This window comes from Gluconacetobacter johannae (genome assembly GCF_014174305.1).
Classification (GTDB): Bacteria; Pseudomonadota; Alphaproteobacteria; order Acetobacterales; family Acetobacteraceae; genus Gluconacetobacter; species Gluconacetobacter johannae.
This window is the reverse complement of record NZ_JABEQH010000009.1, coordinates 69,358-89,272: the sequence shown is the minus strand read 5'-3', so window position 1 is coordinate 89,272 and position 19,915 is coordinate 69,358. Positions and strand designations below refer to the sequence as shown.

General features: G+C 67.6%; 14 protein-coding genes. 11 read left to right on the top strand and 3 right to left on the bottom strand.

The annotated features are described in order from the left end of the window. Positions 1-14 precede the first annotated feature (14 nt). The 11 genes from nuoN (at position 15) to parC (ending at position 16,330) form a co-directional block, all read left to right on the top strand. Positions 15-1,436, top strand: a complete 1,422-nt coding sequence (nuoN, locus tag HLH21_RS08165) for an NADH-quinone oxidoreductase subunit NuoN (RefSeq protein ID WP_182943142.1) — start codon at positions 15-17, stop codon at positions 1,434-1,436. Continuing rightward, positions 1,433-2,209, top strand: coding sequence for a biotin--[acetyl-CoA-carboxylase] ligase (locus HLH21_RS08160; RefSeq protein WP_182943140.1), 777 nt, complete (start codon positions 1,433-1,435; stop codon positions 2,207-2,209). Before nuoN ends, HLH21_RS08160 begins: the two co-directional genes overlap by 4 nt. 262 nt (positions 2,210-2,471) lie before the next feature. Further along, positions 2,472-4,118: a ribonuclease J gene (locus tag HLH21_RS08155; protein WP_182943138.1), complete on the top strand. Its 1,647-nt coding sequence runs from the start codon at positions 2,472-2,474 to the stop codon at positions 4,116-4,118. Between the two features lie 311 nt (positions 4,119-4,429). Continuing rightward, positions 4,430-5,746, top strand: coding sequence for a proline--tRNA ligase (proS, locus tag HLH21_RS08150; protein WP_182943136.1), 1,317 nt, complete (start codon positions 4,430-4,432; stop codon positions 5,744-5,746). 2 nt (positions 5,747-5,748) lie between these two features. Next, positions 5,749-6,996 (top strand): lipoprotein-releasing ABC transporter permease subunit, encoded by a 1,248-nt coding sequence (locus HLH21_RS08145; protein WP_182943134.1) that lies wholly within the window; start codon positions 5,749-5,751, stop codon positions 6,994-6,996. Then, on the top strand, positions 6,989-7,693 hold the full coding sequence (locus HLH21_RS08140; RefSeq protein ID WP_182943132.1) for an ABC transporter ATP-binding protein: 705 nt from the start codon (positions 6,989-6,991) through the stop codon (positions 7,691-7,693). Before HLH21_RS08145 ends, HLH21_RS08140 begins: the two co-directional genes overlap by 8 nt. A gap of 128 nt (positions 7,694-7,821) precedes the next feature. After that, entirely contained in the window at positions 7,822-11,250 is a 3,429-nt protein-coding gene (dnaE, locus tag HLH21_RS08135) for a DNA polymerase III subunit alpha (protein ID WP_182943130.1), read from the top strand. 159 nt (positions 11,251-11,409) lie between these two features. Next, on the top strand, positions 11,410-12,192 hold the full coding sequence (gene rpsB, locus HLH21_RS08130; RefSeq protein WP_182943128.1) for a 30S ribosomal protein S2: 783 nt from the start codon (positions 11,410-11,412) through the stop codon (positions 12,190-12,192). Positions 12,193-12,312: 120 nt separating this feature from the next. After that, entirely contained in the window at positions 12,313-13,218 is a 906-nt protein-coding gene (gene tsf / locus HLH21_RS08125) for a translation elongation factor Ts (RefSeq protein ID WP_182943126.1), read from the top strand. Between the two features lie 37 nt (positions 13,219-13,255). Next, the gene (gene recO / locus HLH21_RS08120) at positions 13,256-14,020 is read left to right on the top strand and encodes a DNA repair protein RecO (protein ID WP_182943124.1); all 765 of its coding nucleotides are present in this window, start codon (positions 13,256-13,258) and stop codon (positions 14,018-14,020) included. Between the two features lie 90 nt (positions 14,021-14,110). Continuing rightward, positions 14,111-16,330, top strand: coding sequence for a DNA topoisomerase IV subunit A (gene parC, locus HLH21_RS08115; protein ID WP_182943122.1), 2,220 nt, complete (start codon positions 14,111-14,113; stop codon positions 16,328-16,330). 22 nt (positions 16,331-16,352) lie between these two features. On the opposite strand, the gene HLH21_RS08110 is transcribed toward parC, so the two are convergent. From HLH21_RS08110 to HLH21_RS08100, 3 genes are all read right to left on the bottom strand, one after another. After that, positions 16,353-17,132: an arginyltransferase gene (locus tag HLH21_RS08110; RefSeq protein WP_182943120.1), complete on the bottom strand. Its 780-nt coding sequence runs from the start codon at positions 17,130-17,132 to the stop codon at positions 16,353-16,355. Between the two features lie 152 nt (positions 17,133-17,284). Further along, positions 17,285-18,280 carry a porphobilinogen synthase gene (gene hemB / locus HLH21_RS08105; RefSeq protein WP_182943118.1) on the bottom strand — a complete coding sequence of 332 codons (996 nt, stop codon included), beginning with the start codon at positions 18,278-18,280 and terminating at the stop codon, positions 17,285-17,287. Positions 18,281-18,358: 78 nt separating this feature from the next. Then, complete coding sequence (locus tag HLH21_RS08100) at positions 18,359-19,819, bottom strand: amino acid permease (RefSeq protein ID WP_182943116.1); 1,461 nt, start codon at positions 19,817-19,819, stop codon at positions 18,359-18,361. Positions 19,820-19,915: the final 96 nt, after the last annotated feature.

The following is a 19,915-nucleotide window of genomic DNA, read 5'->3' as shown; positions in this document are numbered from 1 at the left end:
ACGGGTGTGAATCGATGAACTGGACACTTGCCCTGCCGGAAATCGTGCTGACGGTCTGCGGCCTTGCCATCCTGGTCTACGGCGTGGTGCAGAAGGAGCAATCCTTCTTCTCCTGCTCCATGCTGACGATCGGCGCGTTCCTGGTGACCGGTTTCCTGGTCCTGACGTCCAGGGACGGGGTCGGGTACAACCATATCTTCGTCAATGACGATTTCTCGCGCTTCATGAAGATCCTCAGCCTGGCGGGCGGGGGGCTGGCGACCATGCTGACGGTCGGCTATGCCCGCGAGATGAAGGTCGAACGGTTCGAATTTCCCGTTCTGCTGCTGTTCTCGACGCTGGGCACCATGATGATGGCGTCGTCCGAGAATCTGATGACCCTGTTCATCGGCCTGGAACTGTCCTCGCTGGCCATCTACATCCTGTGCGCCTTCGCGCGGGACGAGGTGGCGGGGGCCGAGGCCGGACTGAAGTATTTCGTCCTGGGGTCGCTGGCGTCGGGCCTGCTGCTGTACGGCATCGCGCTGGTCTACGGCTTCGCGGGGACGCTTGAATATGGTGGCATCCAGACGGCGATGAGCACGACCTCGGCCGTGCCGATGGGCCTGATGTTCGGGATCGTCTTCATGCTGGCGGGGCTGGCCTTCAAGCTGTCGGCGGTGCCGTTCCATATGTGGACGCCCGACGTCTACCAGGGGGCGCCGAGTTCGGTGACGGCCTTCATGGCCGGCGCGCCCAAGATCGCGGCGTTCGCCCTGCTGCTGCGGGTGATGGCCGGGCCGTTCGGGCATGTCTCGCCGCAATGGCAGATCCTGGTCGAGGGGATTTCCATCGTCTCCATGCTGTTCGGGTCGCTGGCGGCGATCCCGCAGACCGACATCAAGCGGCTGATGGCCTATTCGTCGATCGGCCACATGGGCTACGCGCTGATGGGGCTGAGCGCCGGTACGGCCGAGGGCATGCGTGGCACGCTGGTCTATCTGACGACCTACCTGCTGATGAACGTGGGGGCGTTCGCGGTGATTATCGCCATGCGCCGCAAGGGGCGTGGCGTCACCGCCATCGCCGACCTGTCGGGCCTGGGCAGGACCGATCCGGGGCTGGCGATGGCGATGGCGATCTTCATGTTCAGCATGGCGGGCGCCCCGCCGCTGGCCGGATTTTTCGGCAAGCTGATGGTGTTCTACGCGGCGGTCAATGCCCATCTGTATGCCCTGGCGGCGATCGGCGTCGTCAGCAGCGTGATCGGGGCGTTCTATTACGTGCGTATCGTGAAGGTGATGTTCTTCGACGAGGCCGCGCCGGCCTTCGACCGGCGGCCGCTGTCGCTGTCGTTCGTGTCGCTGGGCATGGGGGTCGCGACAGTCGGCTTCCTGCTGGTGCTGGGCCCGGTCTCGACGGCGGCGCAGGCGGCGGCGGCGGCCTTGTTCAGGTGACGCCCTGGCGGCTGGACATCCACGACGAACTGGGATCGACCTCCGACTTATGCCTGGAGCGCGCCCAGGCGGGCGAGGCCGCCGGCCTGGCCGTCCTGGCCCGGCGGCAGCTTCGCGGCCGGGGCAGCCGGGGGCGGGACTGGCAGGACCCCGGGGGCAACCTGGCCTTTTCCGTGCTGCTGCGGCCCGAGGGGGAAGGGGCCTGGCCAGCGGGTCTGTGGCCCTTTATCGCCAGCCTGGCGTTTTACGACGCACTGGCGCCGTGGATCCCCGACCCGGACTGCATGCGACTGAAATGGCCGAACGATGTGCTGCTGGACGGGCGTAAGGCCGCCGGCATCCTGATCGAATCCGGGGGAGATCCCGGTGGGCGGTGGGTGGTCATCGGGTTCGGCGCCAATCTGCGCGTGGCTCCCCCCATTCCCGGCCGCGATCTGGCCTGTGTCGCGGAGCATGGTCCGCCGCCCGCGCCCGACGTCGTGGCGCAGGGGATCTGCGACGGGCTGGACCGCTGGATGGCGATCTGTGCGGGCGCGGGCTTCGCCCCGATCCGGCAGGCGTGGCTGGACCGCGCCCACCCCTTGGGGACAAGGCTTGTGGTGCGCGGGGAAAGCGGGCAGGTAGAAGGTTCGTTCGAAGGTCTCGACGCGCAGGGACTGCTCCTGCTGCGGTGTGCCGACGGGACGAGACGGATTTCAGCCGGCGAGATCCTGCTGCTGGACCGGGGGGCGACGGCGCCTCCGGCCGGCGGCGGAATCGCGGCGGCGACATAACGGCAGGTACGGTCCGGCGGTGGATCGGGGTGCTCGTCGAGAGGATGGCCAGGACGAACCCGAACCGGGTTCCGGCGATGGTTCTCCGGCTCCGATGCGCTTCGAATGCGCCCATGCAGGCCGATACCGAGGTGATTGACCCCCGAAGGGGTGTGGATTGTGGCGGGCGTACTCCATGCCCGCGATGAGTGAAGACAGGCAACGCCAGGACACCGGCAACGGCCATGGTACTGGCAGGATTCAAGGTACAGAAGGATTGGTTATGAACGATGTGAGTGATGGTCTGGCCTTTCTGCCTTTGGGCGGAACGGGCGAGATCGGCATGAATCTCAACCTCTACAGGCTGGGGTCCACGTGGCTGGCGGTGGATTGCGGTATCGGTTTCAGCGGCAACGACACGCCCGAGGCCGAGATCCTGATGCCCGACCCGGTCTTTATCGTCGAGCGCAAGAAGGACCTCGCGGGGCTGGTCATCACCCACGCGCATGAGGACCATCTGGGGGCGGTGGCCCATCTGTGGCCCCGCCTGGGCTGCCCGATCTATGCGACGCCCTTCGCCGCCGCCGTTCTGCGGCGCAAGCTGAGCGAGGCGCATCTGCAGCAGCAGGTGAAGATCCATGTGATCGCGCCGGGGGCGCGCTTCGACGTCGGGCCGTTCGATATCGGTTTCATCCCCGTCACCCATTCGGTGCCCGAGGCCCAGGCGCTGGTTCTGCGGACGCCGCACGGCGTCATTGTCCACACCGGCGACTGGAAGCTGGACCCCACCCCGATGGTCGGCCCGCCGACCGACACCGCCGCGTTCGAGGCGCTGGGGGATGAGGGCGTCCTGGCCATGGTGTGCGACAGCACCAACGTGATGACCGAAGGCCCGTCGGCGTCCGAGGCCGATGTGCGCCGCGGCATGACCGACCTGATCGGGTCGCTGACGGGACGGATCGCCGTGACCTGCTTCGCCAGCAACGTGGCGCGGGTGGAGACGATCGCCAAGGCCGCCCAGGCGGCGGGGCGGTCGGTCGCCATCGTCGGCCGGTCGCTGCGTAACCTCGACCTGGCGGCGCGCGAATGCGGCTATCTGTCCGACGTGCCGCCCTTCCTGTCCGAACAGGAGGTCAATTCGGTGGCGGATGATTCGATCGTGCTGATTATCACCGGCAGCCAGGGCGAACCCCGTTCCGCCCTGTCGCGCATCGCCAGTGATACCCATCCCAACATCTCGCTGGGCGAGGGCGATACCGTCATCTACAGCAGCCGGATGATCCCGGGGAACGAGCAGGCGGTCATGCAGGTGCAGGACAACCTGACCCGGCGCGGCGTGCGGGTGCTGACCGACCGGGACCATCTGGTCCATGTGTCGGGCCATGCGACCGGCGGCGACGTGCGCCGCCTGTTCGACCTGGTGCGGCCGCGCTATGCGGTGCCGGTGCATGGCGAATGGCGTCATCTGACCGCCAACGCGGCCATCGCGCGCGAAAAGGGCGTGACGCCGATCCTGCTGGAAGACGGCGATATCCTGAACCTGTCGCCGGGCGCGGTCGAGGTCGTGGACACCGCGCCGACCGGCCGCCTGGTGCTGGATGGCGGGCGCCTGCTGCCGATGAACGGCGGCGTGCTGGCCGCCCGCAGGCGCATGCTGTTCAACGGCATGGTCATCGGCAGCTTCGCGGTGGATGACGAAGGCTACCTGATCGGCGACCCCAAGGTCAGCGCGCCCGGCCTGCTGGACCCCGAGGACCCGGAAACCGCCCGCATGACCGAGGAATTCGGCGACGCGCTGGACGAGATCCCCGATGAACTGCGCCGGGACGACACCACGTTCCGCGAGGCCGCGAAGACCGCCCTGCGTCGTGCGCTGGGGCGCAAATTGCAGAAGCGCCCGCTGGTCGACGTTCACCTGCTGCGCGTCTGACGGGCCCACAGGATTACGGCAGAAAAGGCGCTTGCCCTTTCTGCCGTTCCCGGACGTTTTTTCCCTAAACCCGGCAGATCCTGACAACCGGATTGGACGGGTGGGACTGTAGGAGTCCCGACCGGGCCTGTCACCTGCTTCACGGACTTGTTGAACGTGCCAGGCCGGGGTTTGGGCTTCACAGTTCGTTGTGCATAACGGGACCCCCATGGCGATGCCGGCGTGGCGATCCTGCGGGTTCTGTCGTATTCGTCTTTTCCTGCTCTACGATTCGTCCGGCGACTGGCCGGTTTTTCGAGGTTGATAACGGCATGCGTCTGTCCCGTGGCTTCCTGCCTACTCTCAAGGAGAACCCTGCCGAGGCGCAGATCATCTCCCACCGCCTGATGTTGCGGGCCGGCCTGGTGCGCCAGACGTCGGCGGGGATCTATGCCTGGCTGCCGGCCGGATGGCGGGTGTTGCAGAACATCGCCCGGATCGTGCGCGAGGAACAGGACGCCATCGGGGCGCAGGAATTGCTGATGCCCACGATCCAGCCGGCGGAATTGTGGAAGCGCTCGGGCCGCTACGACGCCTACGGGCCCGAGATGCTGCGTATCCAGGACCGGCACGAGCGCGACCTGCTGTACGGACCGACCAACGAGGAGATGATTACCGACCTGTTCGGCCAGGTCGTCAAATCGTACCGCGAACTGCCGCAGGTGCTGTACCACATCCAGTGGAAGTTCCGTGATGAGGTCCGCCCCCGTTTCGGGGTGATGCGCGGGCGCGAATTCTACATGAAGGACGCCTACAGCTTCGACGTCGATTATGCCTCGGCGGTCGATACCTACCGGCGGATGATGCTGGCCTATCTGCGGACCTTCCAGCGTCTGGGCGTCAAGGCGATCCCGATGGTGGCCGATACCGGCCCGATCGGCGGTGAGCTGAGCCATGAATTCCTGATCCTGGCGCCCACGGGCGAAAGCGGCGTGTTCTTCGACGGCGCGTTCGAGGATCAGGACTGGCTGTCCGAACCGGTGGACATCGCCGACCGCGAGTCGCTGGATGCGTTCTTCACCCGCATGACCTCGTTCTATGCCGCGACGGACGAGAAGCATGACGAATCCGCCTGGACCAGCGTCCCGGCCGAACGCCGGCGCGAGGGCAGGGGCATCGAGGTCGGCCACATCTTCCATTTCGGCCGCAAATACACCGAATCGATGGACATCACCGTCAGCGGCCCCGACGGCGCGCCGCTCTATCCCGAGATGGGGTCGTACGGCATCGGCGTGTCGCGCCTGGTCGCCGCGATCATCGAGGCCAGCCATGACGAGAACGGGATCATCTGGCCCGACAGCGTGGCGCCGTTCCGCGCGGCCATCCTGAACCTGAAGACCGGCGACGTCGCCTGCGATGCGATCTGCGAGACGCTGTACGCGGCGGCGCCGGGTGCCTTCCTGTACGACGACCGGGCCGAGCGTGCGGGCGTGAAATTCGCCGACGCCGACCTGATGGGCCATCCGTGGCAGATCATCGTCGGCCCGCGCGGGGCCAAGGAAGGCAAGGTGGAACTGAAGCGCCGGCAGGACGGCGCGCGGTTCGAACTGACGGTGGACGAGGCGATTGTCCGCGTGACCGCGGCCTGACGATGTTCGGTCCGTTCGAACGGGCGGTGGCCGGCCGGTACCTGCGCGCGCGCAAGGGGGAACGGTTCGTCTCGGTGATCGCCATCTTCTCGCTGATCGGCATCGCGCTGGGGGTGGCGACGCTGATTATCGTCATGTCGGTGATGAACGGCTTCAAGGCCGACCTGATGGGCCGGATCCTGGGGCTGAACGGCGATCTGAGCGTCTTCGGGCTGACGCGGACCATCCAGAATTACGACGATCTGGCGGCCACGGTGCGCCAGGTCCCCGGCGTGGTGACCGCGACCCCGCTGATCGAGAGTCAGGTGCTGCTGAATTCCGGTTCGTACAATACCGGCGGCCTGGTCCGGGGCATGACGCAGCAGGGGTTGCGCGACCTGCATGAAATCAGCGGTTCGCTGGTCGCCGGGTCGCTGGACGGCTACCAGGGCAACGATGCGATCGTCATCGGCGTGACCCTGGCCGAACGGGCCGGCCTGTCGGTGGGCTCGAAGCTGACGCTGGTGTCGCCGAACGGGGCGGCGACCGCGTTCGGCACCGTGCCGCGCGTGCGGGCCTATCATGTGGTGGGGATCTTCGACGCCGGCATGAACGATTACAATGCCAGCTACGTCTTCCTGCCGCTGCCGGCCGCGCAGATCTATTTCGAGATGCCGGACCAGGTTACGCAGATCCAGGTCACGACCCGCGATGCGACCAATGTGCAGCCGATCCGCATGGAGATCGAGCGCGCGCTGGGGGATGCCCGCCTGCGGGTGCTGGACTGGACACAGAGCAACAACGCCTTCTTCGGCGCGGTGCAGGTGGAACAGAACGTGCTGTTCCTGATCCTGACCCTGATTATCCTGGTCGCGGCGTTCAACGTCATCTCGTCGCTGATTATGATGGTGAAGGACAAGACCGGGGACATCGCCGTGCTGCGTACCCTCGGCGCCAGCCGGGGGGCGATCATGCGGATCTTCCTGATGTGCGGGGCCTCGGTGGGCGTGACGGGCACGGCGGCGGGCACGGCGCTGGGCATCGCCTTCAGCCTGAATATCGAGCGCATCCGCCAGGTCCTGCAATCGCTGACCGGCACCAACCTGTTCAATCCCGAGATCTATTACCTTGAGCACCTGCCCGCGAAGCTGATCTGGTCGCAGGTGTTCGAGGTCATCGTGATGGCGCTGGTCCTGTCGCTTCTGGCCACGCTCTACCCGTCCTGGCGCGCGGCGCGGACCGACCCCGTGGAGGCCCTGCGTCATGAATAAGGCCGCAATCGACGTGGCCCCCCTGGTTCTGGACGGTGTGGAACGCACGTTCCGCAGCGGGGACGAGACGCTGAAGGTGCTGCGGGGCGTGGATCTGGAGCTTCGTGCGGGCGAGATCGTGGCGCTGGTCGCGCCGTCGGGCACCGGAAAATCCACCCTGCTGCATCTGGCCGGCCTGCTGGAAGCGCCGGATCGCGGCCGTGTCGTGGTGGGCGGCGAGGAAGCCGGGCGCCTGGGCGATGGCGAGCGGACGGCCATCCGTCGCCGGCAGATCGGGTTCGTCTATCAGTTCCATCACCTGCTGCCCGAATTCACGGCGCGGGAAAACGTGATGCTGCCGCAGATGATCGCGGGCGTGCGCCGTGCCGACGCGCGGGTGCGTGCCGATGCGCTGCTGGGTTCGTTCGGGCTGGCGCACCGGCTGGAGCATCTGCCCGGCCGCCTGTCGGGCGGCGAGAAGCAGCGCGTGGCCATCGCGCGCGCCCTGGCCAATCGTCCCGGCATCCTGCTGGCGGACGAACCGACCGGCAACCTGGACGTCCACACGTCCGACGCGGTGTTCGATGAGCTGCTGCGGATGGTGCGGGGTGAGGGGGTGGCGGCATTGATCGCCACCCACAATGCCGCGCTGGCCGCCCGCATGGACCGGGTGGTGACCCTGTGCGACGGACGGTTGGTGGAGATGTCGCCCGACTGACGATCGGGGTCCAGGGCCTCAGGCCCCGGATCTGGGTAATGGGTGGGTTCGGGCAACGCCCGACCTGTCCTGCCCGGCCAGGGCGGAGAATCGGCGCGGGACAGGACGGGTCGTGATACAATGACGGCATGTCCCATGCCGATTTCGTCCATCTTCGCATCCATTCCGCCTACTCCCTGAGCCAGGGGGCGATCCGGGTTGCCGATATCGCGGCGCTGGCGCAGCAGATGCGGATGCCGGCGGCCGCGATCACCGATACCGGCAATCTGTTCGGGGCGCTGGAATTTTCGCAATATTGCTCGGGCAAGGGGGTGCAGCCGATCATCGGCTGCCAGGTCGGCCTGCCGCCCCGCTGCGACAAGCCGGGGCAGCCGGCCGAGCCGGTGGTGCTGCTGGCGCAGGACGACGTCGGGCTGCTGAACCTGCAATTCCTGTCCTCGTCGGGCTTCCTGCAAGGGGACACGGCGGAACCGACCGTGCCGCTGGACCTGCTGTGCGAACGCGCCGAAGGGCTGATCCTGCTGACCGGCGGCACGCGCGGCCCGCTGTTCCGCCTGCTGGCCGAGGGGCAGGAGAACGAGGCCGCCCGGCTGCTGGACCGCCTGCACGAATCCTTCGGCGACCGGCTGGTGGTGGAACTGCATCGTCACGGGCTGCCGGTCGAGCGCGCGGTGGAGCCGGGGATGATCGCGCTGGCCGACCGGCGGGGCCTGCCGCTGGTCGCCACCAACGAATGCTTCTTCCCCCGGCCCGACATGTACGAGGCGCATGACGCCCTGCTGTGCATCGCGCAGGGCCGCACGATGGCCGAGCGCGACCGCTGGCGGGTGACGCCCGAACACTGGTTCAAGCCGCCCGAGGCGATGCGGGCGCTGTTCGCCGACCTGCCCGAGGCCTGCGACAATACGCTGGCCATCGCCCGGCGGTGCGCGGTGCGGGTGGAAACGCGCAAGCCCCTGCTGCCGGTCTGCCCCAAGGTGGCGCCGGGCGCGACCGAGGAGCAGACCCTGCGCGCCATGGCGATCGCGGGGCTGGACCAGCGGTTGCAGCGGCTGAACCCGGATGACGACACCCGGCGGCTCTATCAGGACCGCCTGACGTTCGAGCTGGATATCATCGCGAAGATGGGTTTCCCCGGCTATTTCATGATCGTTGCCGACTTCATCCAGTGGGCGAAGGCGCATGACATCCCGGTGGGGCCGGGACGCGGGTCGGGGGCAGGGTCGCTGGCGGCGTGGGCGCTGACGATCACCGATATCGACCCGATTCCCTTCAACCTGCTGTTCGAGCGGTTCCTGAACCCCGAACGCGTGTCGATGCCCGATTTCGATATCGACTTCTGCCAGGACCGTCGGGATGAGGTGATCCGCTATGTCCGGGGCGAATATGGCCCGGACCGGGTGGCGCAGATCATCACCTTCGGAAAATTGCAGGCCCGCGCCGCCGTGCGCGACGTGGGCCGCGTGCTGGGCCTGCCGTTCGGCATGGTCAACAAGGTCGCGGAACTGATTCCGAACAACCCGGCCAAGCCGGTGACGCTGAAGCAGGCGATCGACGGCGAACCGCGCCTGCAGGAAATGCGCGACACCGACGAGGCGCTGCGCCGGCTGATGGAAATCGGCCTGCAGCTGGAAGGTCTGTACCGCCACGCCAGCACCCACGCCGCCGGCGTGGTGATCGGCGACCGGAAGCTGGTGGAACTGGTCCCGCTCTATCGCGATCCCAAGAGCGACATGCTGGTCACCCAGTACAACATGAAGTTCGTCGAGCAGGCGGGGCTGGTGAAGTTCGACTTCCTGGGCCTGACGACGCTGACCATCCTGCAACGCGCCGTCCAGTTCCTGAAAGGGCTCGACGTGACGGTCGACCTGTCGATGCTGCCGCTGGACGACGCCCTGACGTACGAGATGCTGGCGCGGGGCGACACCGGCGGCGTGTTCCAGTTCGAAGGCGCGGGCATGCGCGACGTCCTGAAGCAGATGCGCCCGACGCGGCTGGAGGACCTGATCGCGGCGGTGGCGCTCTACCGCCCCGGCCCGATGGCCAACATTCCCGATTATTGCCGCCGCAAGCACGGCGAGGCCTGGGAGCCCCCGCACGAGGAAATCCGCGACATCCTGTCCGAGACCTACGGCATCATGGTCTATCAGGAACAGGTGATGCAGATCGCCCAGAAGATGGCGGGCTACAGCCTGGGTGGGGCCGACCTGCTGCGCCGCGCGATGGGCAAGAAGATCCGCGCGGAGATGGACACCCAGCGCGAGATCTTCACCGAGGGCGCGGTGGGGCGCGGCATCGACCGCGACAAGGCGGTCGAGGTGTTCGACCTGATGGCCAAGTTCGCCGACTACGGGTTCAACAAGTCGCACGCCGCCGCCTATGCGCTGGTGTCGTACCAGACGGCGTGGATGAAGGCGAACCACCCCGTGGCCTTCCTGGCGGCCTGCATGTCGCTGGCGCGTGAAAAGACCGACAAGCTGGCCGCCCTGCGGCAGGAGGCCGAGCGCCTGGGCATTTCCGTCCTGCCGCCGGACATCAATGCGTCGGGGCCGGATTTCACCGTCGAACGGCGGCCGGACGGCACGCTGGGCATTCGCTACGCGCTGGCGGCGGTCAAGAAGGTCGGGTTCTCGGCGATGGAGGCGCTGGTCGCGGCGCGGGGCGCGCGGCCCTTCACCGACCTGGCCGACCTGGCGGCGCGCGTGGACCCGCGCCAGTTGAACAAGATGCAGATCGAGAATCTGGCCAAGGCCGGGGCGTTCGACACCATGGTGCCCAATCGCGCGCTGGTCGCGGCGGCGGCCGAGACCGTGCTGCGGCGGGCGAACGCCCAGGCGCAGGAGGCCGCTAGCGGGCAGATCGGCCTGTTCGGCGGCGGCGGCGACACCCCGGCGGCCGAGCCGCTGCGCTTGCCCGTCCTTTCCGACTGGCCGGAATTCGAGCGCCTGGGCATGGAGGCCGAGGCCATCGGCTTCCATCTGACCGCCCACCCGCTGGATTCCTACGGCCCGCTGATGCGCCGCCTGGGCGCCGTGCGCGCCACCGGGTTGGAGGCCGCGGCCCAGGCGGGGCTGACGCGGGTGAAGATCGCGGGCTGCGTGGTGGACCGCAAGGAACGCCCGACCCGCACCGGCAGCAAGATGGCCTGGGTGCGGCTGTCGGACGCCAGCGGCGGATGCGAGGTCACGTTCTTCTCCGAGGTCCTGTCCCGCTCGCGCGAGGTGCTGACGGCCGGCAATGCCGTGCTGGTGACGGCGGACCTGCGCCTGGATGGCGAGGCGCTGCGAATCACCGCCAGCGACGTGGTGGGGCTGGAACAGGCGGCCGCCGACGCCGCCGCCGAACTGCGCGTCTGGTTCGACCGCGAGGACGCCATCGCCCCGATCCACGCCATCCTGGCCGAGGAGCGCGGCGGGCGGGGGCGGATCGTGCTGCTGCCGTCGGTCGCCGAGACGCGCGATGTCGAGGTGACGCTGAGCGGCGCCTACCGGGTGACGCCGCGCATCGCCCATATGATTCGCGCCGTCGAGGGCGTCGGCAGGGTGGAGCAGAGATAGCGCCCGCGCCCCGGCGCTTGCATTGCGCGGGAAAAATCGTCATATCCACGCCCGTCAGCCACTAGGCTGGCAATTCGCACGTGAAGCAGTGCCTCTGGTGTTCCGTACGGGACCGGCGCTTCACGGAGGACCAACCAGAAGACAAGGATTTGGCCGATCATGGCTATGCCCGATTTCACGATGCGCCAGCTGCTCGAGGCCGGCGTCCATTTCGGACACCACACCCGCCGCTGGAACCCGCGCATGGCGCCGTTCCTGTTCGGTGTCCGCAACCAGGTTCACATCATCGACCTGCAGCAGACGGTGCCGATGCTGGACCGCGCGCTGAAGGCGATTCGCGACACCGTCGCCGGTGGCGGGCGCGTGCTGTTCGTCGGCACCAAGCGCGCCGCCGCGGACCAGATCGCCGAGGCGGCGAAGCGGTCGGGCCAGTATTACGTCAACCACCGCTGGCTGGGCGGCATGCTGACCAACTGGAAGACCATCACGGGCTCGATCAAGCGTCTGCGCCAGATCGACGACATGCTGGGCGGCGACACCCACGGGCTGACCAAGAAGGAAGTCCTGGACATCACCCGCAACCGCGAGAAGCTGGAGCGTTCGCTGGGCGGCATCAAGGAGATGGGCGGCCTGCCGGACATCCTGTTCGTGATCGACACGAACAAGGAGAAGCTGGCGGTCGAGGAAGCCAACAAGCTGGGCATTCCGGTCGTGGCGGTCCTGGACAGCAACTCCGACCCGCGTGGCGTGACCTTCCCGATCCCGGGCAATGACGACGCGATCCGCGCCATCGCCCTGTATTGCGAACTGGTGTCGGGTGCGGTGCTGGACGGCATTTCGGCCGAACTGGGCGCGTCGGGCCAGGATTTCGGCGGCGCCGAGGAACTGCCGATCGACACGGTGGCCGAGGCCGCCGCGGCCGAGCCCGCCCCCGCGGTCTGAAAACAAGGGCCCTTGGCCGCCCGGCCTGTCCGGGTGGCGTGCGGGGCCCCACGGTGACAGATGCAAGGACGCGCCCTGCCGGCATGGCAGGGCGCGTGCCTGCCTTGAGGAGTGACTGATATGGCGGAGATTACCGCAGCCCTGGTGAAGGAACTTCGTGAGAAGACCGGCGCCGGCATGATGGATTGCAAGAAGGCCCTGAACGAGGCCGCCGGCGAGATCGAAGGCGCGATCGACTGGCTGCGTAAGAAGGGCCTGGCTGCCGCGGCGAAGAAGTCCGGCCGCGTGACGGCCGAGGGGTTGATCGGCGTGGCCTCCGGCCCGCAGGCGGCGGCCATGGTCGAGGTGAACGCCGAGACCGACTTCGTCGCCCGTAACGAAAGCTTCCAGAATTTCGTCGAAGCCGTGGCCCGCGCCGCCCTGGTGGCCGGCGAGGACCTCGAGCAGATCAAGACCGTGGTGCTGGACAGCGGCCGCACGGTCGCCGACGAGATCACGCACCTGATCGCCACCATCGGCGAGAACATGTCGATCCGCCGCGCCCGCGTGCTGCGCGTGCCGTCGGGCGTCGTCGCCAGCTACATCCATTCGGCGGTTCGTCCGGGCCTGGGCAAGATCGGCGTCCTGGCCGCCATCGAGGCCCCGACCGAGGACGAGGCGCTGCTGACGCTGGGCCGTCAGGTCGGCATGCATGTCGCCGCGACCCGTCCGGCGGCGCTGGACGTCGACAGCGTCGACCCCGCGCTGCTGGAGCGCGAGCGTGCCGTGCTGATCGAGCAGGCCCGCGCTTCCGGCAAGCCCGAGGCGATCATCGAGAAGATGGTCGAAGGCCGCGTCCGCAAGTTCTACGAGGAAGTCGTCCTCCTGGAGCAGGTCTGGGTGCATGACGGCGAAAGCCGCGTCCGCAAGGTCGTCGAGAAGGCCGGCGCCAAGCTGGCGGCGTTCGATCGCTTCCAGCTCGGCGAAGGCATCGAGAAGGAAGAAAACGACTTCGCGGCCGAGGTCGCCAAGGCCGCCGGCGTCTGATCGCTGTCGCCAGTCTGAACGGGGCGGGGCTTTCCTGATGGAATGGGAAGCACCCGCCCTTGTGCTTTCTGCCGCCCCGTACGGCGAAAGCAGTGCGATCATTCACCTGCTGACCGAGGAACACGGGGTGTTCCACGGGCTGGCGCGCGGCGGCACGGCCCGGGCGAACCGGGCGCTGTGGCAGCCGGGCAACTTGGTCAAGGCCGCCTGGCGGGGCCGCCTGGCGGACCAGTTGGGCGCGCTGTCGGCGGAACTGGTGCATGGATCGGCAGCGCGGCTGCTGTCCGCGCCGCTGGCGCTGGCGATGCTGGCCTCGGCCTGCGCGGTGGCCGACGGCAGCCTGCCCGAACGCGAGCCCTGTCCCCGGATCTTTCATCTGCTGACCCGATTCCTCAGCCTCCTCAGCCTCGAGCCCGAGATGGCGTCATGGGGCGGCATGGCGGCGTTGCTGCGGTGGGAGGCCAGCCTGCTGACCGACCTGGGGTACGGGATGGACCTGTCGGCCTGCGCGGTCACGGGACAGGCGGATGGCTTGGCCTGGGTGTCGCCGCGCACCGGCCGGGCGGTCTGCGACGCCGGGGCGGGGGCATGGAAGGCGCGGCTTCTGCGTCTGCCGCCGCTGTTTCTCGACCCGTCGGACCCCGGCACGGTGCGCGACTGGCGGGACGGGCTGCGCCTGACCGGGCATTTCCTGGCGCGCGACGCCTTCGGCCAGCACCATCGCGGCCTGCCGGCGGCGCGGCTGCGGCTGGTCGATCTGGTGGACGCCATGCCGGATGGGGACGCGGCCGGCGGCGGCTGACCCCCCGGTTGGACGATGGCGTTCTTTCCGTGTCCGACCGATGGACAAATCTGCTCTTTTCTCTATCTGTTCCCCTGACGGAGGACATGCATGTCAGTGGATACCAGAGGTCATATCGAGGAAACCAGGCTCGCCGACGCCTTGAGCGAACGGTATCTGGCCTATGCGATGTCCACCATCATGTCGCGGTCGCTGCCGGACGTGCGCGACGGGCTGAAGCCCGTGCACCGGCGGATGATCTACGCGATGCGGCAGTTGCGGCTGGACCCGTCGGCGGGGTTCAAGAAATGCGCCCGCGTGGTCGGCGACGTCATCGGTAAGTACCATCCGCATGGCGATGCCTCGGTGTACGAGGCGCTGGTGCGTCTGGCGCAGGATTTCGCCGTTCGCTATCCGCTGGTCGAGGGCCAGGGCAATTTCGGGTCGATCGACGGCGATAACGCGGCGGCGATGCGCTACACCGAGGCCAGGATGACCGCGGTCGCCCAGGCCCTGCTGGAGGGAATCGACGACGACTCGGTCGATTTCCGCCCCACCTACGATGGCGAGGAGCAGGAGCCGGTCGTCCTGCCGTCGGCCTTTCCGAACCTGCTGGCGAACGGGGCGGCAGGGATCGCCGTCGGCATGGCGACCAGCATCCCGCCCCACAATGTCGGTGAGATCTGTTCGGCCGCGATGCTGCTGATCCGCAAGCCGCAGGCGTCGGTGGCCGAGTTGATGGAGCTGATGCCCGGCCCCGATTTTCCGACCGGGGGGCTGATCGTCGAGGACCGCGCGACCCTGTTGCAGGCATATGAGACCGGGCGCGGCAGCCTGCGGATCCGTGCCCGGTGGGCGGTCGAGCCGGGGCGTTTCGGCACCTGGCAGATCGTGATTACGGAAATCCCGTATCAGGTCCAGAAATCGCGCCTGATCGAACAGATCGCCGATCTGATGGAACAGAAGAAGCTGCCGCTTCTGGGCGATATCCGCGATGAGAGCACCATCGATATCCGCCTGGTGCTGGAACCGAAATCGCGCGGGGTGGAACCCGAAGTGCTGATGGAGACGCTGTTCCGCGCCACCGCGCTGGAAAGCCGGTTCGGCCTGAACATGAACGTGCTGGGCGCGGACCGGGTGCCCGGCGTGCGGAGCCTGCGCGAGGTGCTGCAGGCGTGGCTGGATCACCGGCACGAGGTCCTGCAACGGCGCAGCCGCCATCGCCTGCACTCGGTCGATCGCCGGCTGGAGATCCTGGACGGGTTCCTGGCGGTCTATCTGAATCTGGACGAGGTCATCCGCATCGTCCGTGAGGAGGACGATGCGAAGGCCAGCCTGATGGCCACGTTTTCCCTGACCGAATTGCAGGCCGATTCGATCCTGAACATGCGCCTGCGTAGCCTTCGCCGGCTGGAGGAGCTGGAGATCCGCAAGGAGCACGCCGAACTGACGGCCGAGCGCGCGGACCTGACGGCCTTGCTGGACAGCGACGCGTTGCGCTGGAGCCGGATTTCCGACGAGATCAAGGCCATCCGCAAGGCGTTCGGCGCCGGCCCGCTGGGCAGGCGGCGCAGCGAACTGGCCGAACCGCCGCGCGCGGTCGACGTGTCGGTTGTCGAAGCCGTGGACCGCGAGCCCCTGACCCTGATCCTGTCGGCGCGGGGCTGGGTCAAGACCGTGCGCGGGCATGGCATCGACCCGGCGGCGCAGAAATTCAAGGAAGGCGACGGGTTCCGCCTGGCGGTGGAATGCCAGTCCACCGACCGGCTGTGCTTCTTCGCGACCGACGGCCGGGCGTTCACCTTGCGCGCCGCCGACCTGCCGCGCGGGCGCGGCGATGGGCAGCCGATCCGCCTGCTGGTCGAATTGTCCAATGACGAGGACATCGTGGCGGTCTTTCCGGTGCAGGAGGGCGCGCGCCATCTGCTGGTGTCCAGCGCCGGACGCGGCCTGCTGGTCCGGGATGAGGACATGGTGGCCGAAAAGCGGACGGGCAAGCAGGTCCTCAACCTCAAGGAGGCCGAGAGCGCGCGGATGTGCCTGCCGGCCGAAGGGGACCATGTCGTGGTCATCGGGCAGAACCGGCGGATGCTGGTCTTCCCCATCGACCAGTTGCCGGAAATGGCGCGCGGCCTGGGTGTGGCCCTGCAGAAATACAAGGAAGGCAGCCTGCAGGACGCCTGTGTCCTGTCGTCGGAAGGCGGTGTCGCCTGGCCCGATCCGGCGCGGGTGCGGCCGTTTGCCGATTTCCGGGATTATCTGGGCAAGCGCGCGGATGCCGGCCGGCCCGCGCCCGCCTGGGCGACCCGGAAGGTTCGGCCCAAAGGATAGGCCGAACCGTTCTTCGGGGCGGCTATTCGGGGAAGGAGATCGGAAAGCGGGTCATCCCGCTTCCGTCCTGCGGCGCCTCATGTCCGTCCAGCGGCACCCAGGCGCCGCGAAACAGGATCTCCGCCGGGCGGAACCGCGCCTTGTAGGCCATCTTGGCGCTGTCCCGGATCCAGTAGCCCAGATACAGGTACGGCAGGCCCATGCGGCGTGTATGCTCGATCAGGTACATGATCGCGTAGGAGCCCAGCGAACGGGCGTCGAGGGCCGGATCGAAGAAGCTGTAGACCGCCGACAGCCCGTCATCCAGCCGGTCGATCAGGCTGACGCAGACCAGTTGGTCCTCGGGCGTGCGGAATTCGATCATCAGCGTGTCGATGGGGGTATCCTCGATCATCGCGCGATAATCGTAGAAATTCATCGCCGCCATGTCGCCTTCCGCGTGGCGGGCGAACTGGTAGCGCTGGAACAGGGTGAATTGCTCGGTCGTGGCGTGGGCCGGGACCTCGAACCCCTCGATCATCATGTTGCGGCGCAGGGTGCGACGCTGCGTCCGGTCGGGCGCGAAGCGCGTCGCCGGCACGCGGATGGGAACGCAGGCGCTGCAGGACGGGCAGACCGGGGCATAGGCGATGGTGTGGCTGCGGCGGAAACCCGCCCGCGACAGGCGGTTATGCAGCCGTTCGGCGTCCGGCCCGCCGATGTCGGTGACGACCTTGCGCTCCATCCGGCCCACGACATAGGGACACGGCATCGGGGCAGTCGTGTAGAAAAGCTGCGGACGACGCGGCGATGTATAGGTCATACGCCTCCTCGACGGGATTCAGCGCCCCTGGGGCCGATGGCGATGCGGGCCGGTTGCGCCGGCCCCTCTGCCATCAATGGTAACGGTACCTCGGAAAGTTTGCATTACAATCCGCCGGCCAGGCGAGGATTTGTGACGTCCGCGTGAGGCCGTCAGCCGTCGCGCAGCAGGCGGGCGGCCTCGACGGCGAAATAGGTCAGCACGCCGCTGGCCCCGGCGCGGCGGAAGGCCAGCAGGCTTTCCATAATCGCGCGGTCGCGGTCCAGCCAGCCATTCTGCATCGCCGCCGCCAGCATCGCGTATTCGCCCGAGACCTGGTACGCGAAGGTGGGGACGGCGAAGCGTTCGTGGACGCGGCGGATGATGTCCAGATAGGGCATGCCGGGCTTGACCATGACCATGTCCGCCCCTTCGGCCAGATCCTGCGCGACCTCGCGCAGGGCTTCGTCGCTGTTGGCCGGGTCCATCTGGTAGGTCTTCTTGTCGCCCTTCAGCAGCCCGCCGGAGCCCAGGGCGTCGCGGAAGGGGCCATAGAATGCGCTGGCGTATTTCGCGGCATAGGACATGATCCGCGTGCCGGTCAGGCCCTGTTCGTCCAGGTCGTGGCGGATGGCGCCGATCCGGCCGTCCATCATGTCGGACGGGGCGATGATGTCGATGCCGGCGGCCGCCTGGTTGACCGCCTGGCGGGACAGGACCGCGACCGATTCGTCATTGACCACATAGCCGTCGCGGATCAGCCCGTCATGGCCATGGTCGGTATAGGGGTCCAGCGCCACGTCCCCGACCAGGCCCATGTCGGGAAATTCGCGCTTCAGCAGGCGCGCGGCGCGGCACATGAGGTTGTCGGGGTTCATCGCCTCGGTGCCCGCCGCGTCGCGCAGTTCGGTCGGGGTGATCGGAAACAGCGCAAGGGCGGGGATGCCCAGCGCGGCCGCGGGTTCGACATGGGCGGCGAGGCGGTCCAGCGTCACCCGGCGCACGCCGGGCATCGACGCGACCTCGGTCATGGCATCGGCGCCTTCCATGACGAAGATCGGCCAGATCAGATTGTCGACGCCCAGTGTCGTTTCCGCGACCAGGCGGCGGGTGAAATGGTCCTGGCGGTTGCGGCGCAGGCGGGTGGCGGGAAAGCGGCCGAGCGTCATGAAAGCGAACTCCGGAAATGACGCCCGGCAGTATGGACCCCCTTCGCCGGTCCCGCCAGATCGTGAAGGGGGGAGCGCCTACGCGTCCCGGGCCAGGAGGCTGTTGCGCTTGCTGTATCCGAAATAGATCGCCATGCCGACGATCAGCCAGACCACCAGCCGCACCCAGGTCAGCCGGTCCAGCGACCCCATGACCGTCAGGCAGGACAGGATTCCCAGCACGGGGATCACCGCGCCGCCGGGCACGCGGAAGCGGCGTTCCGTGTCCGGGGCGCTGCGGCGCAGGAACATCACGCCGGCGCAGACGATGACGAAGGCCAGCAATGTTCCGATCGAGGTCATGTGCGCCAGCTGGTCGATTGGCAGGAAGGCGGAAAGCGACCCGGTGACGACCATGAACAGCAGGTTGGAATACCACGGCGTCCGCCAGGTGGGGTGCACCTGCGAGAACATACGCGGCAGCAGCCCGTCGCGCGACATGGCGTAGAACACGCGGCTCTGCCCCATCAGCAGCACCAGCAGGACCGAGGTGAAGCCGCAGATGATGCCGATCTTCACTGCCAGCTTCAGCCAGCCGAACGGCGTCTGGTCGATGGCGGTGGCGACGGGGGCGGCGTCGCCCAGCATGTCCTTGTAGTTCACCAGCCCCGTCAGCACGAACGAGAACGAGACATAGGCCAGCGTGCAGATCAGCAGGCTGCCCAGGATGCCGATGGGCATGTCGCGGGACGGGTTGCGCGCTTCCTGCGCCGCGGTCGAGACGGCGTCGAAGCCGACATAGGCGAAGAAGATGGTGCCCGCCGCCCGCATGATGCCCGACAGGCCGAAATGGCCGAATTCACCGGTATTGGGCGGGATGAAGGGAACGTAGTTCGCCGTCTTGATATAGGGGATGCCGAACGCGATCACGGTGACGATGATCGCCAGCTTGACCATGACGATGACGCTGTTGACCTTCGCCGATTCCGAAATGCCGCGGATCAGCAGGATGGACACCGCGCAGATGATGAAGGCCGCCGGCAGGTTCATGATGCCCGCGACGTGGCTGCCGTCGGGCAGCGTCACCGTCTCGAACGGTGAGGCGAGAAGCCGGGGGGGCAGGGAAATGCCCCATCCGGCCAGCAGCGAGGTGACGTAGCGCGACCAACTGACCGATACCGCCGCGGCGCCCACCGCGTATTCCAGGACCAGGTCCCAGCCGATGGTCCAGGCCACGATCTCGCCCAGCGCGATATAGGCGTAGGTATAGGCGCTGCCGGCGACCGGGATCATGCTGGCCAGTTCGCTGTAGCACAGCCCGGCGAAGCCGCAGGCGATGACCGCCACGACATAGGACAGGACGACGGCGGGGCCGGCGTTCTCGGACGCGGCGATGCCGGTCAGCGAGAACAGGCCGGCCCCGATCGTGGCGCCGATTCCCAGGGCGATGAGGCTGCCCGGGCCGAGGACGCGCCGCAGCCCGTGCGAGTCGGTCGAGGTTTCGATTCGTTTACGGCGAAGCAGGGAGGGGGTGGGCGTGGTCATCGGCTGCTGCGCCATGCATAGCGTCTCCTGAAAGGGCAATTTTCGTGAACCGGGCGGGGGGCCAGGCATCGCTGTGTGGTCTCGCCGACCCGGAGACGCTAGAATGCGCGA